Annotated in this window: 20 protein-coding genes; 9 read left to right on the forward strand and 11 right to left on the reverse strand. The window is 63.8% G+C overall.

What is annotated here, in order from left to right:
* Positions 1-200: 200 nt before the first annotated feature.
* From JQ624_RS05860 to iaaH, 4 genes are all read left to right on the forward strand, one after another.
* Positions 201-1,253, forward strand: coding sequence for an Ldh family oxidoreductase (locus JQ624_RS05860; protein WP_212417918.1), 1,053 nt, complete (start codon positions 201-203; stop codon positions 1,251-1,253).
* A 25-nt stretch (positions 1,254-1,278) separates the two neighbouring features.
* A complete protein-coding gene (locus tag JQ624_RS05865; RefSeq protein WP_212417919.1) occupies positions 1,279-2,646 on the forward strand; it encodes an LLM class flavin-dependent oxidoreductase in 1,368 nt (455 codons plus the stop codon).
* Between the two features lie 14 nt (positions 2,647-2,660).
* Positions 2,661-3,446: a fumarylacetoacetate hydrolase family protein gene (locus tag JQ624_RS05870; protein ID WP_212417920.1), complete on the forward strand. Its 786-nt coding sequence runs from the start codon at positions 2,661-2,663 to the stop codon at positions 3,444-3,446.
* A gap of 327 nt (positions 3,447-3,773) precedes the next feature.
* A complete protein-coding gene (gene iaaH, locus JQ624_RS05875; RefSeq protein ID WP_212418184.1) occupies positions 3,774-5,201 on the forward strand; it encodes an indoleacetamide hydrolase in 1,428 nt (475 codons plus the stop codon).
* A 16-nt stretch (positions 5,202-5,217) separates the two neighbouring features.
* On the opposite strand, the gene JQ624_RS05880 is transcribed toward iaaH, so the two are convergent.
* The 7 genes from JQ624_RS05880 to JQ624_RS05910 form a co-directional block, all read right to left on the reverse strand.
* Positions 5,218-5,952: a LuxR C-terminal-related transcriptional regulator gene (locus tag JQ624_RS05880; RefSeq protein WP_212417921.1), complete on the reverse strand. Its 735-nt coding sequence runs from the start codon at positions 5,950-5,952 to the stop codon at positions 5,218-5,220.
* Between the two features lie 75 nt (positions 5,953-6,027).
* Positions 6,028-6,885, reverse strand: a complete 858-nt coding sequence (locus JQ624_RS05885) for a D-amino-acid transaminase (RefSeq protein WP_212417922.1) — start codon at positions 6,883-6,885, stop codon at positions 6,028-6,030.
* Between the two features lie 56 nt (positions 6,886-6,941).
* Positions 6,942-7,673 (reverse strand): amino acid ABC transporter ATP-binding protein, encoded by a 732-nt coding sequence (locus JQ624_RS05890; protein ID WP_212417923.1) that lies wholly within the window; start codon positions 7,671-7,673, stop codon positions 6,942-6,944.
* 6 nt (positions 7,674-7,679) lie between these two features.
* Positions 7,680-8,372, reverse strand: a complete 693-nt coding sequence (locus JQ624_RS05895) for an amino acid ABC transporter permease (RefSeq protein WP_212417924.1) — start codon at positions 8,370-8,372, stop codon at positions 7,680-7,682.
* Positions 8,373-8,374: 2 nt separating this feature from the next.
* Positions 8,375-9,106 carry an amino acid ABC transporter permease gene (locus tag JQ624_RS05900; RefSeq protein WP_212417925.1) on the reverse strand — a complete coding sequence of 244 codons (732 nt, stop codon included), beginning with the start codon at positions 9,104-9,106 and terminating at the stop codon, positions 8,375-8,377.
* A 78-nt stretch (positions 9,107-9,184) separates the two neighbouring features.
* Complete coding sequence (locus JQ624_RS05905; protein WP_212418185.1) at positions 9,185-10,036, reverse strand: amino acid ABC transporter substrate-binding protein; 852 nt, start codon at positions 10,034-10,036, stop codon at positions 9,185-9,187.
* Between the two features lie 103 nt (positions 10,037-10,139).
* The gene (locus JQ624_RS05910; RefSeq protein WP_212417926.1) at positions 10,140-11,108 is read right to left on the reverse strand and encodes a LysR family transcriptional regulator; all 969 of its coding nucleotides are present in this window, start codon (positions 11,106-11,108) and stop codon (positions 10,140-10,142) included.
* Between the two features lie 422 nt (positions 11,109-11,530).
* Here JQ624_RS05910 and JQ624_RS05915 point away from each other — a divergent pair, with 422 nt between their 5' ends.
* The 4 genes from JQ624_RS05915 to JQ624_RS05930 all read left to right on the forward strand — a co-directional run bounded on the left by JQ624_RS05915 (position 11,531) and on the right by JQ624_RS05930 (position 16,137).
* Positions 11,531-12,793 (forward strand): FAD-dependent oxidoreductase, encoded by a 1,263-nt coding sequence (locus JQ624_RS05915; RefSeq protein ID WP_212417927.1) that lies wholly within the window; start codon positions 11,531-11,533, stop codon positions 12,791-12,793.
* A 190-nt stretch (positions 12,794-12,983) separates the two neighbouring features.
* Complete coding sequence (locus tag JQ624_RS05920) at positions 12,984-13,955, forward strand: tripartite tricarboxylate transporter substrate binding protein (RefSeq protein ID WP_212417928.1); 972 nt, start codon at positions 12,984-12,986, stop codon at positions 13,953-13,955.
* Positions 13,956-14,135: 180 nt separating this feature from the next.
* Positions 14,136-14,621: a tripartite tricarboxylate transporter TctB family protein gene (locus JQ624_RS05925; protein WP_212417929.1), complete on the forward strand. Its 486-nt coding sequence runs from the start codon at positions 14,136-14,138 to the stop codon at positions 14,619-14,621.
* A 7-nt stretch (positions 14,622-14,628) separates the two neighbouring features.
* Complete coding sequence (locus JQ624_RS05930; RefSeq protein ID WP_212417930.1) at positions 14,629-16,137, forward strand: tripartite tricarboxylate transporter permease; 1,509 nt, start codon at positions 14,629-14,631, stop codon at positions 16,135-16,137.
* Positions 16,138-16,205: 68 nt separating this feature from the next.
* Here JQ624_RS05930 and JQ624_RS05935 read toward each other — a convergent pair whose 3' ends face one another.
* Entirely contained in the window at positions 16,206-17,591 is a 1,386-nt protein-coding gene (locus JQ624_RS05935) for a M20 family metallopeptidase (RefSeq protein WP_212417931.1), read from the reverse strand.
* A gap of 185 nt (positions 17,592-17,776) precedes the next feature.
* Between JQ624_RS05935 and JQ624_RS05940 the strand changes: the two genes are divergently transcribed.
* Positions 17,777-19,165, forward strand: coding sequence for an LLM class flavin-dependent oxidoreductase (locus JQ624_RS05940; protein ID WP_212417932.1), 1,389 nt, complete (start codon positions 17,777-17,779; stop codon positions 19,163-19,165).
* 116 nt (positions 19,166-19,281) lie between these two features.
* On the opposite strand, the gene JQ624_RS05945 is transcribed toward JQ624_RS05940, so the two are convergent.
* The 3 genes from JQ624_RS05945 to JQ624_RS05955 all read right to left on the reverse strand — a co-directional run bounded on the left by JQ624_RS05945 (position 19,282) and on the right by JQ624_RS05955 (position 23,061).
* Complete coding sequence (locus JQ624_RS05945; RefSeq protein ID WP_212417933.1) at positions 19,282-20,946, reverse strand: thiamine pyrophosphate-binding protein; 1,665 nt, start codon at positions 20,944-20,946, stop codon at positions 19,282-19,284.
* A gap of 283 nt (positions 20,947-21,229) precedes the next feature.
* Positions 21,230-21,739: a GFA family protein gene (locus JQ624_RS05950; RefSeq protein ID WP_249129451.1), complete on the reverse strand. Its 510-nt coding sequence runs from the start codon at positions 21,737-21,739 to the stop codon at positions 21,230-21,232.
* Between the two features lie 197 nt (positions 21,740-21,936).
* Positions 21,937-23,061, reverse strand: a complete 1,125-nt coding sequence (locus JQ624_RS05955) for an alkene reductase (protein WP_212417934.1) — start codon at positions 23,059-23,061, stop codon at positions 21,937-21,939.
* Positions 23,062-23,133: the final 72 nt, after the last annotated feature.

Below are 23,133 nucleotides of genomic sequence, written 5' to 3' on the forward strand. Positions count from 1 at the left end.
CGCCGGCCGGGATGCGAGCCTGCCGGCAACTTTCGAATTTTGCGGGATGAAATTCCGAGCGCGCGAGGGCCGTGCCGGCGGCATGGCTAACAGGATATTTCCACGCTTGCCCTGCCGCCGCCGCTTTGAGAGCATGCCGGCTGCGGCAACAAGCAAGACCCGCCATTCACGTGGGCATTTAATAGGTAGAGGAAATTTCCATGCCGATGGTCCAGGCCGACCGTCTCACGCGAATCGGCGCGGCGCTGCTCAAGGCCGCCGGCGCCTCGGAGGAGGAGGCTCAGGCCGTCGCGGCCGGCTGCGTCAACGCCAATCTCGCCGGCCATGACTCGCACGGCGTGATCGCGATCCCGACCTATATCGACCGCATCAAGGCCGGCCATATCGTTCCGGGCGCCAAATGGACCATCGTCCAGGAATCGCCGACCACCACCGTGATCGATGGTCATTGGGGTTTCGGCTTCCACGTCAACGCCAAGGCGATGGCGTTGACGATCGAAAAGGCGAAGACCGCCAACGTTGCCGCCTGCACGGTGTTCCGCCAGAGCCATGTCGGGCGGCTCGCCGCCTATCCCCTGATGGCGATGCGGGCGGGCATGATCGGTATTGCCACCGCCGATTCCGGGCGCTCGCCGAAGCATGTCGCGCCGTTCGGCGGCCGCGAGGCAAGGCTCGGCACCAATCCGATCTCGATTGCGGTGCCATCCGATCTCGAGGCGCCGTTCTATCTTGACATGGCGACCTCGGCGGTCGCGGCCGGCAAGATCGCGCTGTCGGTGGCGCGCGGCGAACAGATCCCGCAGGGCTGGATCATCGACGCCGAGGGACGGCACACCACCGATCCGACACAGTATCGCAAGGGTGGCGCGCTGCTGCCGCTCGGCGGCAGCGAGGGTTACAAGGGAAGCGGGCTGGCCGCGATGGTCGAGGTGCTGTGCGGCCTGCTCACCGGGCTCGGTTTTGGCGTCGAACCGACCGGCCGTCACAATGACGGATGTTTCATGGCGGTGTTCAATGTCGCAGCCTTCCGTCCCCTGAAGGATTTCGAGAAGGAAGTCCGCGAATTCGCCCGCTATCTGAAATCGACGCCGCCGTCGGAAGGATCGCCCGGTGTGTTCTATCCCGGCGAGATCGAACATATCCGCGAGCAGCAGCGCCGGCGCGACGGCATCGAGATAGAGGATGCCACCTGGGACAAATTGAAGGCGCTGGCCACCGACTACAAGCTGGCCGCCGAGATTGACCTGAAATGAATTCCCCCAGCACAAGGAGAACCGCATGACACGGCAAATGGCGCTGGTGGGATTCCTGCAGGCGCAGAACTGCACCAATCTGCCGAGTTCGTGGCGGCACCCGGAATCGCGCGACGATTCGATGTCCGCCGATTACTACCAGGAGATCGCCCGGATTCTCGAGGCCGGCAAATTCCACATGGCGTTCTTCGACGACCGCCTGGCGATGCCGGACCGCTACGGCAATGATCACGCCCACACCGTCGAATACGGCATCCGCTGCGTGAAGATGGACCCGCTGATCGTGCTGACCACGATGGGCATGGCCACGACCAGGCTCGGGCTTGGGTCGACCTGCTCGACCACCTATTACGAGCCGTTCGACGTCGCCCGCCGTTTCGCTACCCTCGATCTGATGTCGGGCGGACGCGCGGGATGGAACGTCGTCACCTCGCTCAATGACGGCGAGGCCCACAACATGGGCAAGGACGCCCATCTCGAACATGACTACCGCTACGATCGCGCCGACGAATTCATGGAAGTCGTGCTCGGCCATTGGGACACCTGGGAAGACGGCGCGCTGATCATGGACAAGAACAGCGGCCGCTTCGCCGATCCGGCCCGGGTGAAGCGGCTCGACCACAAGGGCGAGTTCTTCAGGTCGCGCGGTCCATTCACCGTGCCGCGCTCGGCGCAGGGCCATCCCGTCATCATCCAGGCCGGCGCGTCCGGCCGCGGCCAGCGCTTTGCGGGTCGATGGGGCGAGGTGATCTTCACCGCCGCGCGCAATGTGGCCGCCGCCAAGGAAGGCTATGCAGCGGTCCGCAACGAAGCGACGAAAGCCGGGCGCGATCCCGACCAGATGTTCCTCTGCAACCTCACCACACCCGTCTGCGGCGCGACCAAGGCCGAGGCCGAGGACAAGATGGCTGTCATCAACAAGCTGCCGCTGCAGATCGATGCGCTGTCGCTGCTCGCGGAAGCGCTGAACTACGACTTCGCCTCCAAGCCGCTCGACGAGCCGCTGACCACTGAAGAACTCAGGAGCATGCAGGGCATCCTGGGCATTCGCGACGGCGTGCTCAGGAATTCAGGCAAGACCAACCCCAGCGCGCGCGACTTCGTTACCTTCTCCGGCCGCGGCCAGGTGCAGGACGCGATCGTGGGAGGCCCGAAGGAGATCGCGGACAAGCTAGAGGAGATGTTCGTCGAGCGCGGCTGCGACGGCTTTGTCATCGCGGCCACCATCGTGCCCGGCTCCTACGCCGATTTCGTGAGGCATGTGGTGCCGGAGTTGCAGCGCCGCGGCCTGTTCCACAAGGATTATGCCGGCAAGACGCTGCGCGAGAATCTCGGCCTGCCGCGTCCTGCCGCCGGCGCCTGGAAAACCAGTCCGCGGGCCGCGGCCGAATAACAAGAGGATACTTCATGCGTTGGCTCAAATTCAGCGCCGCCGGCAAGACATCCTGGGGCATCGTCGAGGGCGAGCGTGTGATCGCCGTCGACGGCGATCCGTTCGGCGAATGGCAGCGCGGAACGCAGTCGCATGCATTGAAAGACGTGAAGATCGAACTGCCGCTGATCCCGCGCACCTTCTATTGCGTCGGTCTCAATTACCTCAAGCATCTCAAGGAAGCCGCCGACAAGGCCGGCACGGTGCCGAACGTGCCCGACCGGCCCGAGATCGGCTATCGCGCCCAGAACGCGCTGATCGCGCACGACGAAGACGTGGTGATCCCGGCGAGCGCGACCGAGAAAATCCATTACGAGGGCGAACTGGTGGTCGTCATCGGCAAGAAGGCAAAACATCTCACCGAAGCCAACGCGATGGCTTGCGTGTTCGGTTACACCATCGGCAACGACGTCAGCGAGCGCACCTGGCAGAAGGCCGATCGCAGCCTGTGGCGCTCCAAGAATGCCGACACCTTCAAGCCGATGGGCCCGTGGATCGAAACATCGGTCGATCTCGACAGGATGGAAACCGCGATCCGGGTCAACGGCAAGGAGACCGGCCGCTTCCGCACCAACGACATGATCTTCGGCATCGTGCCGTTCCTCGTCGAACTCTCCAAATATTTCACGCTGTGGCCGGGCGACGTGATCTGGATGGGCACCGACGGCGCCTCGCCCAACCTGAAGGCCGGCGACGTCGTCGAGATCGACATCACGGGGATCGGCACGTTGCGGAATAGGTTTGTGGCGGAGAAGGTTTGAGACCTCGGACCTCATCCTGAGGAGCGCGAAGCGCGTCTCGAAGGATGCGGCCCGGCTGGTGGCCTCGCCCTTCGAGACGGCCGCTGCGCGGCCTCCTCAGGGTGAGGGTCGAACAGGGCGGCTAGCGTTCTCGGGATTTGCGCCCAGCCCGGGAGGCCCGCGTCCTCAGAAATGGGGACAAGCGCCGGAACCGGCATTGGGTAAGGTTCGTCCGAACGGGTGTCTATCCTGCGGAGGATCATCATGGCTCACAGCTTAATCCTGCTCGGCTCGGCTCTCACGAGTCTTGTCCTCGCCGCGGCGTCTCCTGCGGCAGCCCAACCAGCAATCAATCTGGACCAACTGACCGCAACCCAGGCCGCCGCCGATTTGTGCGCGGGAAAAATCACCAGCAAGGCGCTGACCTCGGCGGCGCTGGCGCGCGCCAAGGCAAAGGGCGAACTCAACGCCTTCATCACGCTGGATGAGGCCGGCGCGATGAAAGCCGCCGAAGCGTTCGACGCCGGCCGCAAGAAAGGCTCGTGCAAGCCGCTCGGCGGCGTGCCGATCGTGATCAAGGACAATATCGAGGTGGCCGGGCTTCCCGCCAGCGCGGGAACGCCGGCGCTAAAGGACTTCGTCCCGAAGAAGGATGCGCCGGTGGCGGCAAAACTGCGCGCGGCGGGCGCCATCATCATCGGCAAGACCAACATGCATGAGCTCGCCTTCGGCATCTCCGGCTACAACGCCGCGTTCAAGACCGGCGCGGAGTCCGGGGTGCGCAACGCCTATGATGCGACGAAAATCGCCGGCGGCTCGTCGGCGGGAACGGGCGCGGCAGTCGGCGCCCGCATCGTCACCGCCGGCCTCGGCACCGACACCGGCGGCTCGGTCAGGGTCCCCTGCGCCCTGAACGGTTGCGCTTCGCTCCGTCCGACCGTCGGCCGCTATCCCCAGGCGGGGATCGCGCCGATCTCACACACCCGCGACACCGCCGGCCCGATGGCTTCCACCATGGCCGATGTGGCGATCCTCGATCGCGTCGTCGCCGGCGGCGATGCGATTGCGCCCGCCGAGCTGAAACGGGTGCGCATCGGCGTCGACAAATCCATGCTGGCCAATCTCGACGGCGATACCGAAGCTGCATTCAAGGCCGCGCTGGAGAAGCTAAAGGTGAGCGGCGTGACGGTGGTCGATATCGAAATGCCAAAACTTGCCGAGCTCAACGGCCAGGTCGGATTTCCGCTCGCGCTCTATGAGGCCTATGACGACATGGTCGCCTATCTCAAGAAAAGCGGCACCGGCGTCAGCATCGAGAACCTCGCCAAGGAAATCGCCAGCCCCGACGTGAAGGGCACCTATGACGGGCTCGTCATTCCGCGCAAGCTGCCGGGACCGAACAATACCGTCACTGACGCCAAGCCGGCCTATGACGCCGCCATGAAGACCGCCCGGCCCGCGCTGCAGGCGCTCTATCGCGATACGTTCGCCAAGAACAGGCTCGACGCCATCGCCTTCCCGACCGTGCCGAAGGTCGCGATCGCCTCGAATCCCGATTCCTCGAGTCTGGCCAACTTCGTGCTGTTCATCCAGAACATCGATCCCGGCAGCAATGCCGGCATTCCCGGCATCCAGCTTCCGATCGCACTTGGCGCGTCGAGCAAACTTCCCGTCGGTCTCGAGCTCGATGGACCCGCGGGGAGCGATCGCAAGTTGCTCGCGGTCGGCATGGCGATGGAGAAGATCTTCGGACGGTTGCCCCCGCCGCCGCGCTAGGGCGAGGCTCGCGACGCTAATGCCGCGCAAACAGGCTCGCGACGCCGCTGCGGCGGCGGACGCCGAGCTTGGCGAAAATCCGCTCGATATGGGTACGGACGGTCGATACCTCGACCTGCAGCCGGTGCGCGATCTCCTTGTCGCTGAGATCATCCGATATCATCCGCGCGATCTCGAACTCACGCACTGAAAGCTTCAGGATCGGTGAGCCATCCGCCGCAATGGCCGCCGCCCCGCCGGCCGCGCGCACCAGCGCCCCGGTGAAGGCCGGCTCGATCAGCCGCAACAATTCAAGCGTATGGCCGTCGAAATTCTCGCGGCGCCGGCCGCGCCAGATCCTGACGTCGCCGATATTGCGGCCGCCGGCGAAACTATAGGCATTGACGCCCCAATGCAGGCCGTCGCGGGCGAGGAAATCGTTGAAGAACTCGGTCCGCATCAGGTCGCGTTGCGGCATCACCTGCGTGACCAGCGTCGCCTCGCGGCGGGCCTGAAGTTTTAGAGTGATCGGATCGTGCTGCTGATAATAGCGGTCGTAGGCCGCGATGTTGTCCGGGTCCATGTTCAGGTACACGGCCTTTTCGAAGCGACCGGTCGCATCCTGCCAGACGAACGAGGCGTAGTGATCGGCTTCCAGCAATTCCAGCAGGTGATGACCGACAGCCTCGCGAACGTCGCGTTCGCTGAGGTCTTCGGACAACAGCCCGAAGATGCGCGCCAGCACCCAGCTCTCGGAAGCGCTCACATACATGAGCGCCATCCTAGCGGGGAACCGCGATCAGGTGAACCGGGTTCGCGAGCCCCAGCGGGGGGCAACGTGGCAGGATCAAACCGCCGTGGCCTTGGCGAACTCGACATAGATCTCGCGCAGCCGGTTGGTCATCGGGCCCGGCTTGCCGTCGGCGACCATCTTGCCGTCGATCGATACCACCGCCTGCACGAACACGCTGGCGCTGGTGACGAAGGCTTCCTTGGCGGCCAGCGCCTCCTCGACAGAAAACGCCCGCTCCTCGACGCGAAGCTGGCGCTCTTCGGCAAGCGCGACCACGGCCTTGCGGGTGCAGCCGGGCAGGATCTCGCTGCCGTTCTGCCGTGTCACGATCACGTCGTCCTGGGTCAGGATAAAGCACGACGACGAACCACCTTCGGTCACCTTGCCGTCCTCGATCATCCAGGCCTCGCCGGCACCGGCCGCTGCGGCGGCCTGCTTGGCCAGCACCTGCGCCAGCAGCGCGACGCTCTTGATGTCGCGCCGGGCCCAACGCAGGTCGGGCACCGTGATCACCTTGATTCCGGTCTTGGCCGAGGGTGCGTTGATGATGTCCTTGGTTGAGGTGAACATGATCAGCGTCGGCTTGACGCCCTTCGGAAACGCGAAGTCGCGGCCGGTGTCGGCGCCGCGGGTGACTTCCAGATAGACCATGCCGTTGACGAGATTGTTGCGCTTGACCAGTTCCTTCTGGATCTCCTGGATACGCGCCGTGGTTTCCGGCAGCGCCAGCTCGATCTCGCCGACCGAGCGCTCCAGCCGCGCCAGATGCGAGGCATTGTCGATCAGCTTGCCGTCGAGTACGGCGGCGACCTCATAGATGCCGTCAGCAAACAGGAATCCGCGGTCGAGGATCGAGACCTTCGCCTCTGAAAGGGGCACGAATGAACCGTTGACGTAAGCGATCTGTTCCAAAGTAGAGTCTCCTGTCGGCGCAAAGCAATTGCGCCGCGCTTATTATACCCAAATCGTTAATGCGACAGAATCTTCGACAAGAACTTCTGCGCGCGCTCGCTGCGAGGGCTGCCGAAGAAATCGGTCTTCAGCGCGTCCTCGACGATCTCGCCCCTGTCCATGAAGATCACGCGATTGGCGACCTTGCTGGCAAAGCCCATTTCATGGGTGACGACCATCATGGTCATGCCCTCGTGGGCGAGATCGACCATCACGTCGAGCACCTCGCTGATCATTTCGGGATCGAGCGCCGAAGTCGGTTCGTCGAACAGCATCGCGATCGGGTCCATGGCGAGCGCGCGTGCAATCGCCACGCGCTGCTGCTGGCCGCCAGACAATTCGGCCGGGTATTTGTTCGCCTGCACCGTCAACCCGACGCGCTCGAGCAGTTTCTCGCCCTTGGCCACGGCCTCGCCATGCGAGCGGCCCAGCACCTTCTCCTGTGCCAGGCACAGATTCTCGATGATCCGCAAATGCGGAAACAGCTCGAAGTGCTGGAACACCATGCCGACGCGGGCGCGCAGTTTTGGCAGATCGGTCTTGGGATCGTTGACCTTGATGCCGTCGAGGATGATCTGGCCTTCCTGAAACGGCTCCAGCGCGTTGACGCATTTGATCAGCGTCGACTTTCCCGAACCTGATGGGCCGCACACCACCACGACCTCGCCCTTGGCGACGCTGGTGGTACAGTCCTTCAGCACCTGGAAGGTCGGCCCGTACCATTTATTGACGTGGCTGATTTCGATCATGGGTTCTCACCGGACAATAGCAATGCGCGCCTGCAGGCGCCGGACGCCATAGGACGCGAGACAGGAAATCGCGAAATAGACCAACGCCGCGAACAGGTACATCTCGACCAGCCGCCCATCGCGCTGCGCCACCTTGCTGGCGGCCCCAAGAAAGTCCGGGATCGACAGCACGTAGACCAGCGAAGTGTCCTGGAACAGCACGATGGTCTGGGTCAGCAGCACCGGCAGCATGTTGCGGAACGCCTGCGGCAGCACGATGTAGCGCATGGACTGAGCGTAGGTCAGGCCGAGCGCGCTTGCGGCCGCGGGCTGCCCCCTGGAAATGGACTGGATGCCGGCGCGCATGATTTCGGAGAAATACGCCGCCTCGAACATGATGAAGGTGACGAGCGACGAGGTGAACGCGCCGACGCGAATCGGCCGCGACGCACCCGTCACCCACTGACCGATATAGGGCACCAGAAAATAGAACCAGAAGATCACCAGCACCAGCGGCAGCGAGCGCATGAAGTCTACATAGAGCCCGGCGATGCGGCCCATCAATCTGTAGCTCGACAACCGCATCAGCGCGATCATCGTACCGAAGACCAGGCCGCCCAGCGCCGACAGCCCGGTCAGCATCAGCGTGAAACTCATGCCGTCGAGGAACAGATAGGGCAGCGAGCGGCGGATGACATCGAAATCGAGGTTTCCGAACATCGTCATTTCCCCGTGATGTAGCCGGGGATCGCCAGGCTGCGTTCGAGGAAGCGCATGCCGGTGACGACGATGATGTTGATCGCGAGATACATCACGGTCGCGGCGGTGAAGGCCTCGAACACCTGGAACGAGAACTCCTGCATCGCCCGCGCCTGGCCGGTCAGTTCGATCAGGCCGATGGTGATCGCGACGGAAGTATTCTTCACGGTATTGAGAAACTCGGACGTGAGCGGCGGCATGATAATGCGGAACGCCATCGGCAGCAGCACGTAGCGATAGCCCTGCGCCGTCGTCAGCCCGAGCGCGGTCGCTGCCTGCTTCTGCCCGCGCGGCAGCGAGGCGATGCCCGCGGCGAGTTGCACCGCGACGCGCGCCGACATGAACAGGCCGACCCCGATCGCCGCCGTCCAGAACGGCGCGTTCGGAAGCTGCTTCATCCACAGCCCTGCGGCACGCGGCAGGAGTTCCGGCAGCACGAAGAACCAGAGGAACAGCTGCACCAACAGCGGCATGTTGCGGAAGAATTCGACGTAGCCAAAGCCGACCCACGATGCCGTCTTCGACGGCAGCGAGCGCAAGATGCCGATGATCGTACCGAAGATCAGCGCGATGATCCAGGCCAGCAGCGCGGTCTTGATGGTCAGCAGCAGTCCCGACACCAGCATGTCGAGATAGGTGCCGGCCCCGGTCGGGTTCGGCTCGAAGAAGATGTGCCAGTTCCAGTTATAGTTCACGGGCCCCTACCGTCCGCCGCGTCGCCTCATAAAGCACGCTCATGCAATGACCGGGCCATTGCATGAGCGTGGAAACGATTACTTGTACGAATCCGGATCCGGCGAGTCCGACGGTTTGGCGAACTCGTTCTTCAGCTCGGGACCGATCGGCACGTTGAGGTTCAGGCCCTTGGGCGGGATCTTCTGCGTGAACCACTTGTCGTAGATCTTCTGGCCCTCGCCGCCCGTGTAGAGCGCCGCGGTCGCGGCATCGACCACCTTCTTGAAGGCCGGATCGTCCTTGCGCAGCATGATGCCGTAGGGCTCGGGCTTGGAGAACGCATCCTTGGAGATGACGTAATCATTCGGCGCCTTCGAGCCGGCGATCAGGCTCGCCAACAGGATGTCGTCCATCACGAACGCCACCGCGCGATCGGTCTCAACCATCAGGAACGCCTCGGCGTGATCCTTGGCCGGGATGATGTTGATGTTGAGGCTGCGCGCACCGTTGGCTTCGGTGAGTTGCTTGATGTTGGTGGTGCCGGCGGTGGAGACCACCGATTTGCCCTTGAGATCGTCGATCGAATTGATCTTGCTCGCCTTCTTGGTGACGTAGCGGCTCGCGGTCAGGAAGTGGGTGTTGGTATAGGCGATCTGCTTCTGACGCTCCACATTGTTGGTGGTCGAGCCGCATTCGAGATCGATGGTGCCGTTGGCGAGCAGCGGAATGCGGGTCGACGACGTCACCGGATTGAGCTTAACCTCGAGCTTATCGAGCTTGAGCTCCTTCTTCACGGCATCGACGATCTTGTAGCAGATGTCCATGGCGTAGCCGATCGGCTTCTGGTTGTCGTCAAGATAAGAGAACGGAATGGACGAGTCGCGGAAGCCAAGCGTGATGGCGCCGGTCTCCTTGATGTTCTTCAGCGTCCCGGTGAGCTCCTGCGCCATTGCCGGGGCGGTGCACAACGCACCCGCAAGCAGGCAGCCGATAATCTGACGGTGTTTCACGTAACTTCTCCCTCTAAAGGTTTCAGATGATTGCTCATCCACCCTAACTCAGCGACTTGCCGGGCCGTTTGGCCGGCGGTCTCGAAGCTGTCCTTGCAAGACCGCTCCCGGCGTGCCCGGCACTGTGCCTGCACAATTCGGACCAAAACAGATTTAGTGCCCGTTGACCATCATGCATTCGACCCCTGAATGCGACTAAAGATAAAGGCAACGCCCATTTGTCGCCGCCGATCGGGGTCAGCCGCTTCCGGCCATAAGCCGCCACGGTGCCTTCGGTCAACCAGGCAATGCCCCGGCCGCCGAGCGCCATCCCGCACAGCACGTCGGACATATCGCTTTCGATGACCCGCACGCCGAAAATAGGGGCATTTTCCAGAATGAGATCGACCAGCCGGGCGAAATAGACCCCGGGCGAATACATCAGAAGCGGCACCGGATTCGACGCCCGTCCAGGCAGCGACGCGCCTCCCTTCGCCACCAGCGTTTCGCTGGCATAGGGCCGCAGGAATTCTGTGCCGAGCGTCACACACTCGTAAAGATCCGGATCGAGATGGATCGGCTGCTGCGCGTGATGGTAGCAGATCATCAGGTCCACATTATCTGACACCAGCGAGGTGACGAGATCGTGGATGTTGCCCACCACGACCGAGCAGCTCAACCGGCGCTCCTGTGACCAGGACTGCCACCAATGCGGCAGCCGCGCGGTGGCCATCGCGAACGGCAAGGCGATACGGATATGTTCGTTGCGGCCAAGCGGCTTGCCGCCGAGCTCGCCGCGGCTGTCGAGCATCTGCCGCAGCAACTCGCTGGCATGCTCGCGGAAACGCTCGCCTTGCGGCGTGAGCTGCGTCGGGTAGACGCTGCGGTCGATCAGGTCGAAGCCGAGCCAGGCCTCCAGCGACTTGATCCGCCGGCTGAACGCCGCCTGCGACGTGTTTCGTTTCTCGGCGGCGCGCGTGAAATTGCCGGTCTCGGCCACCATTAGAAAATCCTGAAGCCAGCGAAGCTCCATCATGCTCCCCGCTTTGGTGCAGGCCGTGGCCGCCGCACGGTTGCAACGCCGGCCTCGGGGCAGCGCAAGCCCGCGGTCGCCAACCGGCGCTGGTTCTCGATACGGAATGCGAAGCCCCATGCCGGGAAACGTAGCGGATCGGCCGGCAGGCTGGCCAATGCAAGCTTTGCATCACGCCACCTCACCGTCATCGGCGCGACAATCCCGATCATTCCTCGCCCAGTCATATAAGCCGGCCCGCGCTCGCCATCAGGTCACGCCTTCATTAGCCTGCCACGCCGCGGGCAGGTTATGCAAATTTTGCATTATGCAGACTTGGCATCAATGGCGGCGTCCGGAGGCCTTAACCTGGTGCGCGACAACCCTGTGCCCGGTCGGTTCTCGCGTTCCGGCCGGACGATCACTTAAGGTGAGCCCCCGAAATGAAAATCTGTGTACTGGGTGCCGGCGTCATCGGACTGACGACCGCATGGTGCCTTGCCGAGGCCGGTCACGACGTCATCATCGTCGACCGCCATGCTTCCACCGCGAAAGACGCCAGCGCCGCCAATGGCGGCCAGCTCTCTTACGCGTTCGTGGCGCCGCTGGCGTCTCCGGCAACCTTGCTGAAATTGCCATCGCTGCTGCTGTCGCCGGATTCGCCGATGCGTATCCGCGCCGGCCTCGATCCGGCCCTGATCTCCTGGGGCGCGCGATTCCTGCTCGCCTGCCGGCCGGCAGCGGTGCGCGAGACCATTGCAGCGCAGCTCGCGCTCGCCGCCTTGAGCCGGAGCGAGCTGGCCCGGCTTTCCCAAAGCTTGATGCTTTCGTTCGGGCTGCGAACCGCCGGCAAGCTTGTGGTGTTCCGCAGCAGGAGGGAATTCGGCGCGGCGCGCCGCGCGATCACCGCGAAGACCGGCAACGACGGCCAGCAGGTGTTGACGCCGGCGGAATGCCTGGCGCTGGAACCTGCGCTCAGACTTGACGCCGGCGAACTCGCAGGCGGCATCTTCACGGCCTCCGAACAGGTCGGAGATTGCGCGGCATTCTGTGCTGGGCTTACGTTCCGCCTGAGACGGCAACGTAATGTCGAATGGCTACTCGGCACGGAAGTCATCGGGCCGGTGCGATCCGGCGGCCGCCTGGTCGCCATCGACACAGGAAAGAGACATGTGCAGGCCGACCGCTTCGTTCTGTGTATGGGAGCGGCATCGAGCGCATTCGCGAGAGCGTGCGGATTCTATCTGCCGATCTATCCGCTCAAGGGCTACAGCATCACCCTGACGCCGGCTCCCGGTGCACGCGTGCTGCGACACAGCGTAACGGACATCGAACGCAAACTCGTGTTTGCACCGCTCGTACGCGATGATCACACGGCGACAAGGATCGCCGGCATCGCCGATCTCGAAAGCAACAACACGACGATCGACACCGGACGTGTCGATATCCTGCGCCGCGCTGCGGCGGAGCTGCTCGGCATCGACGCCGCCGGCGACGTCAAGCCGTGGTGCGGGCTTCGTCCCATGACGCCGGACAGCCGGCCGATCATCGGCTGGTCGCCGCTCGAGGGGCTGTTCATCAACTCGGGCCACGGCATGCTCGGCTGGACGCTCGCCTGCGGCAGTGCGCGACTGGCGGCCGACATGATCGATCGCAAGCCATCGGCAAGCGAGGCGAGCACGTTTGCACTGCGGCGCGCGGCATAAATTCCGTATCTCGGGAGGACGCGGCAGACCAATTGTCGCATGTCGCATTTCCGGCCGATTGCGACCCGCCCCGACGCCGCCCGCCGCGGTCAACACGCTTTTCTTCTCAGGCGATTTCAGAGAAGATCAAACCCAGAAAAAGAAGATAAGCGCGCCTCCCCGTCAATGAGGCCGCAAGGGAGTGTTCGATATGTCAAGATCTCGCCGTTTGACGATCGCCATCGCCGCCGTCGGCATGCTGATTTCAGCAGCCGCCGGCGCGCAGGAATATCCCACCAAGCCGATCACGCTGATCGTCCCGTGGCCTGCGGGCGGCTCGACCGATATCTCGATGCGCGCGATCGCCGAAAGCGCCTCCAAGCTGCTCGGACAGCCGATCGCCATCGACAACAAGGCCGGCGGCAGCGGCACCGTCGGCCCTGCCACCATGGCGGCAGGCGCCAAGCCCGACGGCTACACCATCGCCCAGATCCCGATCACCGTGTTTCGCCTGCCCTTGATGCAGGAAGTCTCCTGGAATCCGGACAAGGATTTCACCTACATCGTTCATCTCACCGGCTACACGTTCGGCGTCACCACCAGCGCCGAGTCGCCATTCAAGACCTGGAAGGACGTCGTCGACTACGCCAAGCAGAATCCCGGCAAGGTGACCTATGCGACACCGGGCGCCGGCACGTCGCTGCATATCGGCATGGAGCAGATCGCCAGCATGGCGGGAATCAAGCTGACGCAGGTGCCTTTCAAGGGCGGCGCGGAAACCAATGCCGCTGTGCTGGGACAGCATACCATGCTGCAGGCGGACTCGACCGGCTGGCGGCCGCTGGTCGACGCCGGCAAGCTGCGGCTGTTAATGGTGTGGACCTCGGCGCGCTCGCCGAATTATCCCGACGTGCCGACGCTGAAGGAGCTCGGCTATCCCATGGTGTATGATTCGCCGTTCGGCGTTGCCGGACCAAAGGGCATGGATCCGAAGATCGTCGCGAAGCTGCACGACGCCTTCAAGAAGGCGCTGGAAGATCCGGCCGTGATCGCGACGCTGGCGAAATTCGACATGGTGCCCAGTTACAAGAGCACCGAGGACTACAAGAAGTTCGTCGTCGAGGTCACCGAGTCGGAGCGCAAGGTGGTCGACAAGCTGGGTCTGGCGAAGAAGACGAACTAGCTTCGGCCGTGTTCCGGACGCGGCGCAGCGCTCTGCGCTGCTCCGCAGAGCCGGGACCCATTGCGTCCGCAAACACATGGACCCGGACTCTGCAGCGCATCACCATAGCGCGTCAAGACGCGCGTAAACGCGCTGACGGTGCTGCGCAGCGTCCGGGGAACGACTGAGAAAGAAGTGTCAATGAGCGATCAATCCGACGTCAAATTCCGCCTCAACAATTCCGAACTGTGGGGCGGGCTGATCGGGCTTGCGCTCGGCGGTTTCGTGATCTGGTCCGGGCTCAAGCTCAAGCTCGGCACCATCAACGATCCCGGCGCCGGGTTCGTGCTGTTCTATACCGGCATTCTGATGTGCCTGTTCGCCGCCTCGATCATCATCGGAGCATTGACCGAGGGCGGGCCGACCTTTGGCTCGCGCTGGGTGGACACGCGCTGGACCAAGCCGTTGCTGGTGATCGTCTGCCTCATCGCTTTTTCCTTCGCCCTCGACCCGCTCGGCTTTCTGCTGTCCGCAACTCCGCTGATGTTGCTGCTGTTGCGCGTGGTCGATCCGGTGCGCTGGCCACTGGCCGTCCCGATCGCGGTACTGGTTCCGCTCGGCATGTGGTGGGTCCTCAAACGCCTGCTCCTGATCCAACTGCCTTCGGGCATCTTCGAAATCGGCTGACCGCACCATGGACACACTCATCAATGTCGCCCACGGCTTCGGCGTCGCCCTTCAGCCCGTCAATCTGATCTACTGCTTCATCGGCGTGTTCATCGGCACGCTGGTCGGCGTGCTGCCGGGCATCGGCCCGATCTCCGCGATGTCGCTGTTGCTGCCGATCACGCTGTCGGGGACGCCGGAGTCCGGCATCATCATGATGGCCGGCATCTATTACGGCTCGATGTATGGCGGCTCGACCACCTCTATCCTGGTCAACATTCCCGGCGAAGCCGCTTCCGTCGTCACCTGTATCGATGGCCACCAGATGGCCAAGCAGGGCCGCGCGGGACCTGCGCTCGGCATCTCCGCATTCGGCTCGTTCTTCGCCGGCACCTTCGCACTGGTCGCGCTGATGCTGGTGGCGCCCAAGCTCGCCAGTGTCGCGATTGCATTCGGACCGGCCGAATATTTCAGCCTGATGGTGCTTGGCCTCGTGGTCCTCACCTTCCTGACGCAGGGCTCGATGGCAAAGGCGCTATTGATGGCCTGCATCGGCGTCGTGCTTGGCGTGGTCGGGCTCGACAGCATTACCGCGCAGCCGCGCCTGACCTTCGGCCGGCTGGAACTGATCGACGGCATCGGCCTCGTCCCCGTGGTCATGGGCCTGTTCGGCATCGCAGAAGTCCTGTTCAACACCGAGCAGGTCATCAAACGCGACGTCATCAACACGAAGATCACGCACCTGCTCCCAAGCAAAGAGGACTGGAAAGCCAGTGCCGGCCCGATGACGCGCGGAACGATCCTTGGATTTTTCCTCGGCATCCTTCCCGGCGGCGGCGCGGTGATCTCGTCGTTCGCGTCCTACGCGCTGGAGAAGCGGCTGTCCAAAACGCCGGAACGGTTCGGCCAGGGCGCGATCGAGGGCGTGGCTGGACCCGAAGCCGCCAATAACGCCGCGGCCGGCGGCGCCTTCATCCCGCTGATGACATTAGGCATTCCGCCGAACGTGGTGATGGCGCTGTTGCTCGGCGCTTTCGTCATTCACGGGTTGCAGCCCGGTCCGCTGATGATCACGCAGAACCCGGGCCTGTTCTGGGGCATCGTCGCCAGCATGTATATCGGCAATTTGATGCTGCTGGTGCTCAACCTGCCGATGATCGGCATGTGGGTCCAGCTTCTCAAATTGCCCTACAACATCCTGTTCCCCCTGATCATCCTGTTCACCATCATCGGCGTCTATTGCTCCAGCAACAACGTGTTCGACGTCTATGTGATGATCGCGTTCGGCATCATCGGCTATTTCATGCGCAAACTTGGCTACGAACCGGCGCCGCTGGTGCTGGCCTTCGTGCTCGGGCCGATGCTGGAGAACAATCTGCGCAAGTCGCTGATCCTGTCGCAGGGCGATCTCATGACCTTCATTGAAAGGCCAATCTCGGCCGTCTGCCTGGCGTTCGCGGTCATGCTGCTGGTCGGCCCGCTGCTGCCGTCGCTGCGCAAGAAGCGCGAGCTTGTTGCGCTCGACGAAGGGGCCTAGCTGTTCTCCCTCGCCCCACTCTTGCGGGGAGAGGTAAGATCCAAGCCAGCCTTCCACTCACCCGATACCTAGAACGCCCGCTTCATCTCGCCGAGGTCCCAGAACAGCCCCGCCATGATGACGAGCGCTTCCTCGGTCACCGGCAGAAGAATGTGTTCGTCCGGCGCGTGCTGCGAGCAGCCGGGATAGGAATGCGGCACCCAGATCGTCGGCAGCCCCAGCCCTTCGGCAAACACGTCGTTGGGCAGCGAACCGCCGAAATTCGGCAGGATCGCCGGCGCCTTGCCGGTGGTCTTGAGGATCGAGTTCGCCGTCCAGTTCACCCAGGGACTGTCAACATCGGTGCGCGAGGCCGCGAAGCGCTGCGTCCCGCTGACCTCCACCATCGGAAAGCCGTTGCCATGCAAATGCGCGCGCACGGCGTCGATGACCTCTTCATATTTGGTGCCGACGACGAAACGAAGCTGCAGCACGGCATTGGCGCGGCCGGGAATGGCGTTGGCCGGCTTCTCAATATTGCCCGACGACATCGCCAGGACTTCCAGCGTGTTCCAGGCAAACAGCCGCTCGGCCGGCGACAATCCCTCCTCGCCCCAGTCGGGTGCCAGCGCCGGCTCGTCCGCGGTCGGCTCGATCTTGACGTCCGCGAGCGCCGCGCGGACGGCGTTCGAAATCCGCGGCGGCTTGAGCGCGTCGAGCTTCATCCGCCCCTTGCCGTCGACCAGGCTGGCGATGGCGTTGCAAAGGATTGTCGCGGGGTTGGCGAGCACGCCGCCCCAATTGCCCGAATGGTTCCCACCCTCGCGCAGATTGACATCGAGATGGATGCGGTTGCCGCCGCGGCAGCCGAGGAAGATCGTCGGCCGATCGGCCGAAAGCCGCGGTCCGTCCGACGCCAGGAACAGATCCGCCTTCAGCTCCCCGCAGTGGGCTTCGCACACCTGCCGCAGGTCGGGCGAGCCGATCTCCTCGCCGGTCTCGATGATGAATTTGGCGTTGAAGCCGAGCTTGCCGCCGCGGGTCTCGCGCACGGCGCGCAAGGCCGCGAGATTGATGCTGTGCTGGCCCTTGTTGTCGGCGGTGCCGCGGCCATAGACGCGCTCGCCTTTGGTCGTGGTTTTCCAGGGATCGAGATTGTCGCGCCACTCGCCTTCCATCCCATCGACGACGTCGCCATGGCCATAGGTGAGCACGGTCGGCAGTGAGGCATCCTCGCGATAATCCGCCAGCAGATACGGACCCTTGCCGCTCGGCGATTCGATCAGGCGGGTGGAGAAGTCGAGCGCGGCGAAGGCGGGCTGGAGGTCGTCGACGAGATAGGCGCGCAACGCCTCGCCGCTGCCGGGGTTCTGGCTTTCGGTCCGGTAGCCGACCCTGCGGCCGAGCTCGGCGAGAAACGCGCCGGAATTCAGATGTTCACGTACCCGCGCAATCGCGTCGGCTCTATCAGCCATATTTCTTTCCCTTGTTAGCTAATTTGTGGAGCGCAACCTATCGGGATAAGCCGCCCGCTGGAAGTGGCAGGTCTCGCCGAATGGGCCTTGCTAAAAACCGCGAGGATGCAACAATTTCAGGCAACAGCCCGGCGTGTAACCGGGCACATGCGCAGGGAACTCTGCGTGCATTCGAGGTCCGCGCCATGACAAAGCAAATCCGGCTCAACGCCTTCGCCATGAACTGCGTGGCGCATCAATCGCCGGGGCTCTGGACCCATCCGCGCGACCGCACCCTCGGCTACAACCGACTGCCCTATTGGCTCGATCTGGCAAGGGTGCTGGAGCGCGGCCGGTTCGATGGACTGTTTCTCGCCGATGTGCTCGGCGTCTACGACGTGTTCGGCGATAGCCCGGACGCTGCGCTGCGCAATGCCGCGCAGACGCCGGCGAACGAACCCTTGATGCTGATCCCGGCAATGGCGGCGGTGACGCAAAATCTCGGTTTTGGCGTCACCAGCAATCTCTCCTTCGAGCCGCCCTACCCGTTTGCCCGAAGGATGTCGACGCTGGATCATCTGACCGAAGGACGGATCGGCTGGAACGTGGTGACCGGCTATCTCGACTCTGCCGCTCGCGGCGCCGGCAAGGACAAGCAGACCGCGCATGACGACCGCTACGAGATCGCGGATGAATATATGGAGCTGGTCTACAAGCTCTGGGAAGGAAGCTGGGAGGACGACGCCGTGCTGCGCGACCGCGCGCGCGGCATTTTCGCCGATCCGTCGAAAGTGCATCGGATCGAGCATGAGGGAAACAACTACCGGCTCAACGCCATTCATCTCAGCGAGCCGTCGCCGCAGCGGACGCCGGTGCTGTACCAGGCCGGCACCTCGCCGCGCGGACGGCAATTCGCCGCCCGGCACGCCGAATGCGTGTTCATGTCGGGCCCGTCGGCCAGGATCATCGGCCCGCGCGTGGCCGCGATCCGCGCGGCCGCGCAGGAAATCGGGCGCAATCCGGCCGAGATCCTGATGTTCTCGATGATGACGATCATTCTCGGCCGCACCGAGGCCGAGGCGAAAGCGAAATACGCCGATTATCGCCGCCACATCGCTCCCGAGGGCGCGCTGGCGCTGATGTCGGGCTGGATGGGTATCGACTTCTCGGGCTACGACCTCGACCAGCAGGTCCGCCACATTCAGAACGACGCTGGCCGCACCGCGCTCGACAATGTCACCCGCGCCGATCCGGACCGGGTCTGGACCGTGCGCGAGGTCGTCGAGCATGTCGGCATCGGCGGCGCCGGCCCCGTCGTGGTCGGGACGCCCGAAAAGGTCGCCGACGATATCGAGGCCTGGTTCGAGCAGACCGACGTCGACGGCCTCAACGTCGCGTTCGCCACCTCGCCTGGCGATTTCGAGGATATCGCCGATATGCTGGTGCCGGAGTTGACTCGGCGCGGGCGGTACAAGAGTGAATATGCGGAAGGAACGCTGCGCGAGAAGCTGTTCGGTGCCGGACGCGCGCGGCTGACGGAAGCGCATCCGGCGGCAAGTTATCGCGTGAAGCCACGCGCTGCGGCGGCGGAATAACTTGTAGGGTGGGCAAAGGCGCACTTCGCGCCGTGCCCACCATCTATCCACATCGCTATTCTGAATGGTGGGCACGCTTCGCTTTGCCCACCCTACAATTTCGCAATGACGGGTAATCAGTTCACCGAATTGCTCACAACCACCTCAATCAGCTTCGCGCCGGGGCGGCTGAAGGCGGATGACAATACGGACTTCAACTGCGAAGGATCGGTGACCCGCGTCGCCTCAAGTCCGAGCGATTTCGCCACGCCTGTGAAATCAACCGGCGGATCAATAAAATCCATGCCGACATAATGATCGTCGCCATGGAAGGCGAGCAGCCGCTGCTTGATGATGCGGTAGCCGCCATTGTTGACGATCACGAATGTCAGCGGCAGCTTGTGGTTGGCCGCGGTCCACAGCGACTGGATCGAATACATCGAGCTGCCGTCGCCGGAGTAACACACGACCGGCCGCTCCGGATTGGCGAGACTGACGCCGACGGACGCCGGCAATCCCCAGCCGATGCCGCCCGAGGCCAGCGCGTGATAGCCGTAGCGGTCGCGATGCGGCCGCAGCGCGATCATCTGCCGCGACGAGGTCAGTCCCTCGTCGACCAGGATCGCATTATCAGGCATCGCCTCGACGACCTGCAGCGCCAGCCAGTCCGGATCGATCGGCGAGGTGTGGGCGGCTTTCGAAATCTGTTCGATCAGCGGCTTGCGCCGGGCCGTCCAATTCTTCGAAGCGAGCGCGGCCAATCCCTGCTTGGCGCGTGCCTCGAGCGCGCCGCCGCCCGACGCCTTCAGTGCCGGCACCAGCGCGCGCAGGGTCTCCCTGACGTCAGCCTTGAGAGCGATGTCGGCGCCGTAATTCCTGGCGAGATCGTGATCGACCAGTCCGACCTGCACGATCGAGAGCCCGTCCGGCAGCGGGTCGGTCTCGCTGAAGACCGACATCCGCAAGGGATCGCCGCCGAGCGCGATGATGAGGTCATAAGGCGCGAGCGTCTCGCGCGCGATCTTCTGAATGCGCGCCAGCGCGCCCATGAAGCACGGGCTCTCGGACAGGAAATGCGCGCCATAGGGCGTCGACGACTGATACGCCGGACAGCCCAGCGTTTCCGCCAGTTGAGCGGCCTCCTGCAAGGCGTCGCTCTTGACGATCTCGTCGCCGACGATGATCAAGGGCCGCTCGGCTTTGAGGATGCGCGCGGTCAGCGCCTGCAGCGCTTCGTCCGCTGGCTTGACGCGCGTATCGACCCGGGTCGAGCGGCCGAGTTCGATGCCGGCCTCGGCATTGAGAATGTCGCCCGGCAGAGAGATGAATACCGGCCCGGTCGGCGGCGTGGTCGCGATCTTGGCGGCGCGGCGCACGATGCGCGGCAGATCCTCCAGCCGCGTTACCTCGACCGCCCATTTCACCAGCGGCTGCGCCATCTGCACCAGCGGGCCATAGAGCACCGGCTCCGTCAGGCCGTGGCCCTGCTCCTGCTGGCCGGCGGTCAGGATCAAGGGCGTGCCGGTGAAGCTGGCGTTGTAGAGCGAGCCCATCGCATTGCCGAGGCCGGGCGCGACGTGGACGTTGCAGGCGACGAGCTTGCCCGAGGCGCGGCTGAAACCGTCGGCCATGGCGACGACCAGACTCTCCTGCATCGCCATCACATAGGTGAGGTCCGGATGATCCTTCAGCGCGTGCATGATCGGCAGTTCGGTGGTGCCGGGATTGCCGAACAGATGGGTGACGCCCTCGTCTTTCAGCAGCGCCAGAAATGCGGAGCGCCCGGTGATCTTGTTTTTCATGTCCCCTCCTGCCCGCCGGTCCGTTGGCCTGCGGGATGGAGGCAGATGACCAAACTTGAAGGGCGCGCGCAATGGAGCGAGGTCATGGCTGCCCTGCGCGTGCACTCCCGTGTCCCCGACGCGGCGCAGATACTCTTCGGCGGCACACCGCAGGCCCAGACACAAAATCGCGAAAACGACCCCATGCAAAGTAGAATGGGCCCCGGCTCGCAGCACTCAGGCCGCTTGCGTCCGTGGGCAGGAGATGGTCCGTCGTCATGGCTCAACCTAATCTCATCCTGCCCTAGACCATCCCTTCACGATCCGCGCGCTTCTTCCTTTTCGAGCGCTGCCAGACCACGCCGGGATATCCCTTCAGCGGCACCAGCGGTTCGCCGGTGTAGGCCCATTCCTGCAATTCCTCGATCGCGATGTGATAAAGCGGTTGCCGCCCGGTGCGGCCCGAAAACAGCGCGCGGGGGATATTGACCATATGCGGCGAGCGCGGGCGTTCGTAGGCAATGGGCGTGCCGCAGTGCGAGCAGAAGCTGCGCACGGTCTTGGTGGCCTTGTCCTCGTAGCGCGTGAGGCTGGTCTTGCCCTTGGTGATACGAAAGCGTTTGCGCCAGCTTCCGACATAGGTCGCATACGCCGCACCATGGGCGCGGCGGCTCGACGGCGAATGGTCGTGCCAGGCCCAGCGCGCCGGCACGTCGATCTCGAAGGCGACCTTGCCGCACAGGCATTGGCCGGCGGCGGGTTTGCCGAGCGCGACCGCTTTGGGTTTTTTCTTTTCCTCCGGTTCAGGAAACATCTTGGCCCTGTCCTCACTTTTCGTCGCTGCGAAGAGCAAAGCGGCGAGTACTCCGTCATTCCGGGATGGTCCGAAGGACCAGACCTCAGATGTGCAATTGCACATCGGGGAATCTCGAGATTCCGGGTTCGATGCTTCGCATCGCCCCGGAATGACAAGCTCACACTGCGCTTCGCTCCATCCGGGCTACGAAGCGGTCACGCCTGCTCCAGCTCGTTGTGCTCCGGATAATCCGTATAGCCCGCCACGTCGCCGCCATAGAACGTCGCACGGTTGTACGGCGTCAGCGGGAAGCCGCGTTGCAAGCGGCGCGGCAGGTCCGGATTGGAGATGAAGATGCGGCCGAACGCGACCGCGTCGGCATGGCCGTCCCGGATCGCGGCATCCGCGGTCTCCCCGGTGAAGCCGCCGGCAGCAATCAGCACGCCTTTCCAGATCGGACGAAACAGCACCATCGCCGACGGCACGTTCTGATGGTTGACTTCGGCGCGGCCGGCGCCGGAGGAGCGCGGCTCGATGAAATGCAAATAGGCCAGCCCAAGCGGGGTGAGCTGTTCGACCGCATAGGTATAGAGCGGCATCGGGTCCGGCTCGCCGCTGCCATTGGCGACGCCATAGGGCGACAGCCGCACGCCGACGCGATCCGCGCCCCAGACATCGACCACGGCCTTGGTCACTTCCATCAGGAAACGCACGCGGTTCGGAATCGAGCCACCATACTGATCGGTGCGCAGGTTCGTGTGTGACTGCAGGAACTGCTCGATCAGGTAGCCGTTGGCGCCGTGCACCTCGACGCCGTCGAAGCCAGCGGCCAGCGCGTTCTTCGCGGCCTGCCGGTAGGCGTCGACGACACCGGGAATTTCCGACGTCTCAAGCGCGCGCGGCGTCTCGTACGGCACCGCCTTGCCGTCGGCCGTCCCGGTTTTCAGATCGGCGATCGGCACCGCCGACGGCGCGACCGGCAACACGCCATGAGGCTGGAACGAGGAATGCGAGACGCGTCCGACATGCCAGAGCTGCAGAAAAATGATTCCGCCCTTGGCGTGAACGGCATCGACCACCTCGCGCCAGCCCGCGATCTGCTGCTCGGTATAGATGCCGGGCACGCCGGGGCTGCCGAAACCCGTTTCCGTCACCGGCGAGGCTTCGGCGATGAGCAACCCACCCGGCGTGGCGCGCTGCGCGTAGTATTCGGCGTTCAGCGACCGCGGCGCGAGCGAGGGTTTTGCCGCCCGCATCCGCGTCAACGGCGCCAACGCCAGGCGATGCCGGAGCTGATAGGGGCCAACCTTGAGCGGCGAAAACAGCGATGGATAATTCATGTCTATTCCAGACCCCCGTGTTGATACGGATATGTAATCGCTTCAGCTTGTTCGTAAAAGGTGTGGGACGCA

The organism is Bradyrhizobium sp. AUGA SZCCT0283, from assembly GCF_018130385.1.
Taxonomy (GTDB): domain Bacteria; phylum Pseudomonadota; class Alphaproteobacteria; order Rhizobiales; family Xanthobacteraceae; genus Bradyrhizobium.

Coding starts and splice junctions, on each gene's coding strand:
- JQ624_RS05860 (WP_212417918.1), top strand. CDS start 201: ATGCCGATGGTCCAGGCCGACCGTCTCACGCGAATCGGCGCGGCGCTG.
- JQ624_RS05865 (WP_212417919.1), top strand. CDS start 1,279: ATGACACGGCAAATGGCGCTGGTGGGATTCCTGCAGGCGCAGAACTGC.
- JQ624_RS05870 (WP_212417920.1), top strand. CDS start 2,661: ATGCGTTGGCTCAAATTCAGCGCCGCCGGCAAGACATCCTGGGGCATC.
- JQ624_RS05880 (WP_212417921.1), bottom strand. CDS start 5,952: ATGTATGTGAGCGCTTCCGAGAGCTGGGTGCTGGCGCGCATCTTCGGG.
- JQ624_RS05890 (WP_212417923.1), bottom strand. CDS start 7,673: ATGATCGAAATCAGCCACGTCAATAAATGGTACGGGCCGACCTTCCAG.
- JQ624_RS05895 (WP_212417924.1), bottom strand. CDS start 8,372: ATGTTCGGAAACCTCGATTTCGATGTCATCCGCCGCTCGCTGCCCTAT.
- JQ624_RS05905 (WP_212418185.1), bottom strand. CDS start 10,036: ATGGCGCAGGAGCTCACCGGGACGCTGAAGAACATCAAGGAGACCGGC.
- JQ624_RS05910 (WP_212417926.1), bottom strand. CDS start 11,108: ATGGAGCTTCGCTGGCTTCAGGATTTTCTAATGGTGGCCGAGACCGGC.
- JQ624_RS05915 (WP_212417927.1), top strand. CDS start 11,531: ATGAAAATCTGTGTACTGGGTGCCGGCGTCATCGGACTGACGACCGCA.
- JQ624_RS05920 (WP_212417928.1), top strand. CDS start 12,984: ATGTCAAGATCTCGCCGTTTGACGATCGCCATCGCCGCCGTCGGCATG.
- JQ624_RS05925 (WP_212417929.1), top strand. CDS start 14,136: ATGAGCGATCAATCCGACGTCAAATTCCGCCTCAACAATTCCGAACTG.
- JQ624_RS05930 (WP_212417930.1), top strand. CDS start 14,629: ATGGACACACTCATCAATGTCGCCCACGGCTTCGGCGTCGCCCTTCAG.
- JQ624_RS05935 (WP_212417931.1), bottom strand. CDS start 17,591: ATGGCTGATAGAGCCGACGCGATTGCGCGGGTACGTGAACATCTGAAT.
- JQ624_RS05940 (WP_212417932.1), top strand. CDS start 17,777: ATGACAAAGCAAATCCGGCTCAACGCCTTCGCCATGAACTGCGTGGCG.
- JQ624_RS05945 (WP_212417933.1), bottom strand. CDS start 20,946: ATGAAAAACAAGATCACCGGGCGCTCCGCATTTCTGGCGCTGCTGAAA.
- JQ624_RS05950 (WP_249129451.1), bottom strand. CDS start 21,739: ATGTTTCCTGAACCGGAGGAAAAGAAAAAACCCAAAGCGGTCGCGCTC.
- JQ624_RS05955 (WP_212417934.1), bottom strand. CDS start 23,061: ATGAATTATCCATCGCTGTTTTCGCCGCTCAAGGTTGGCCCCTATCAG.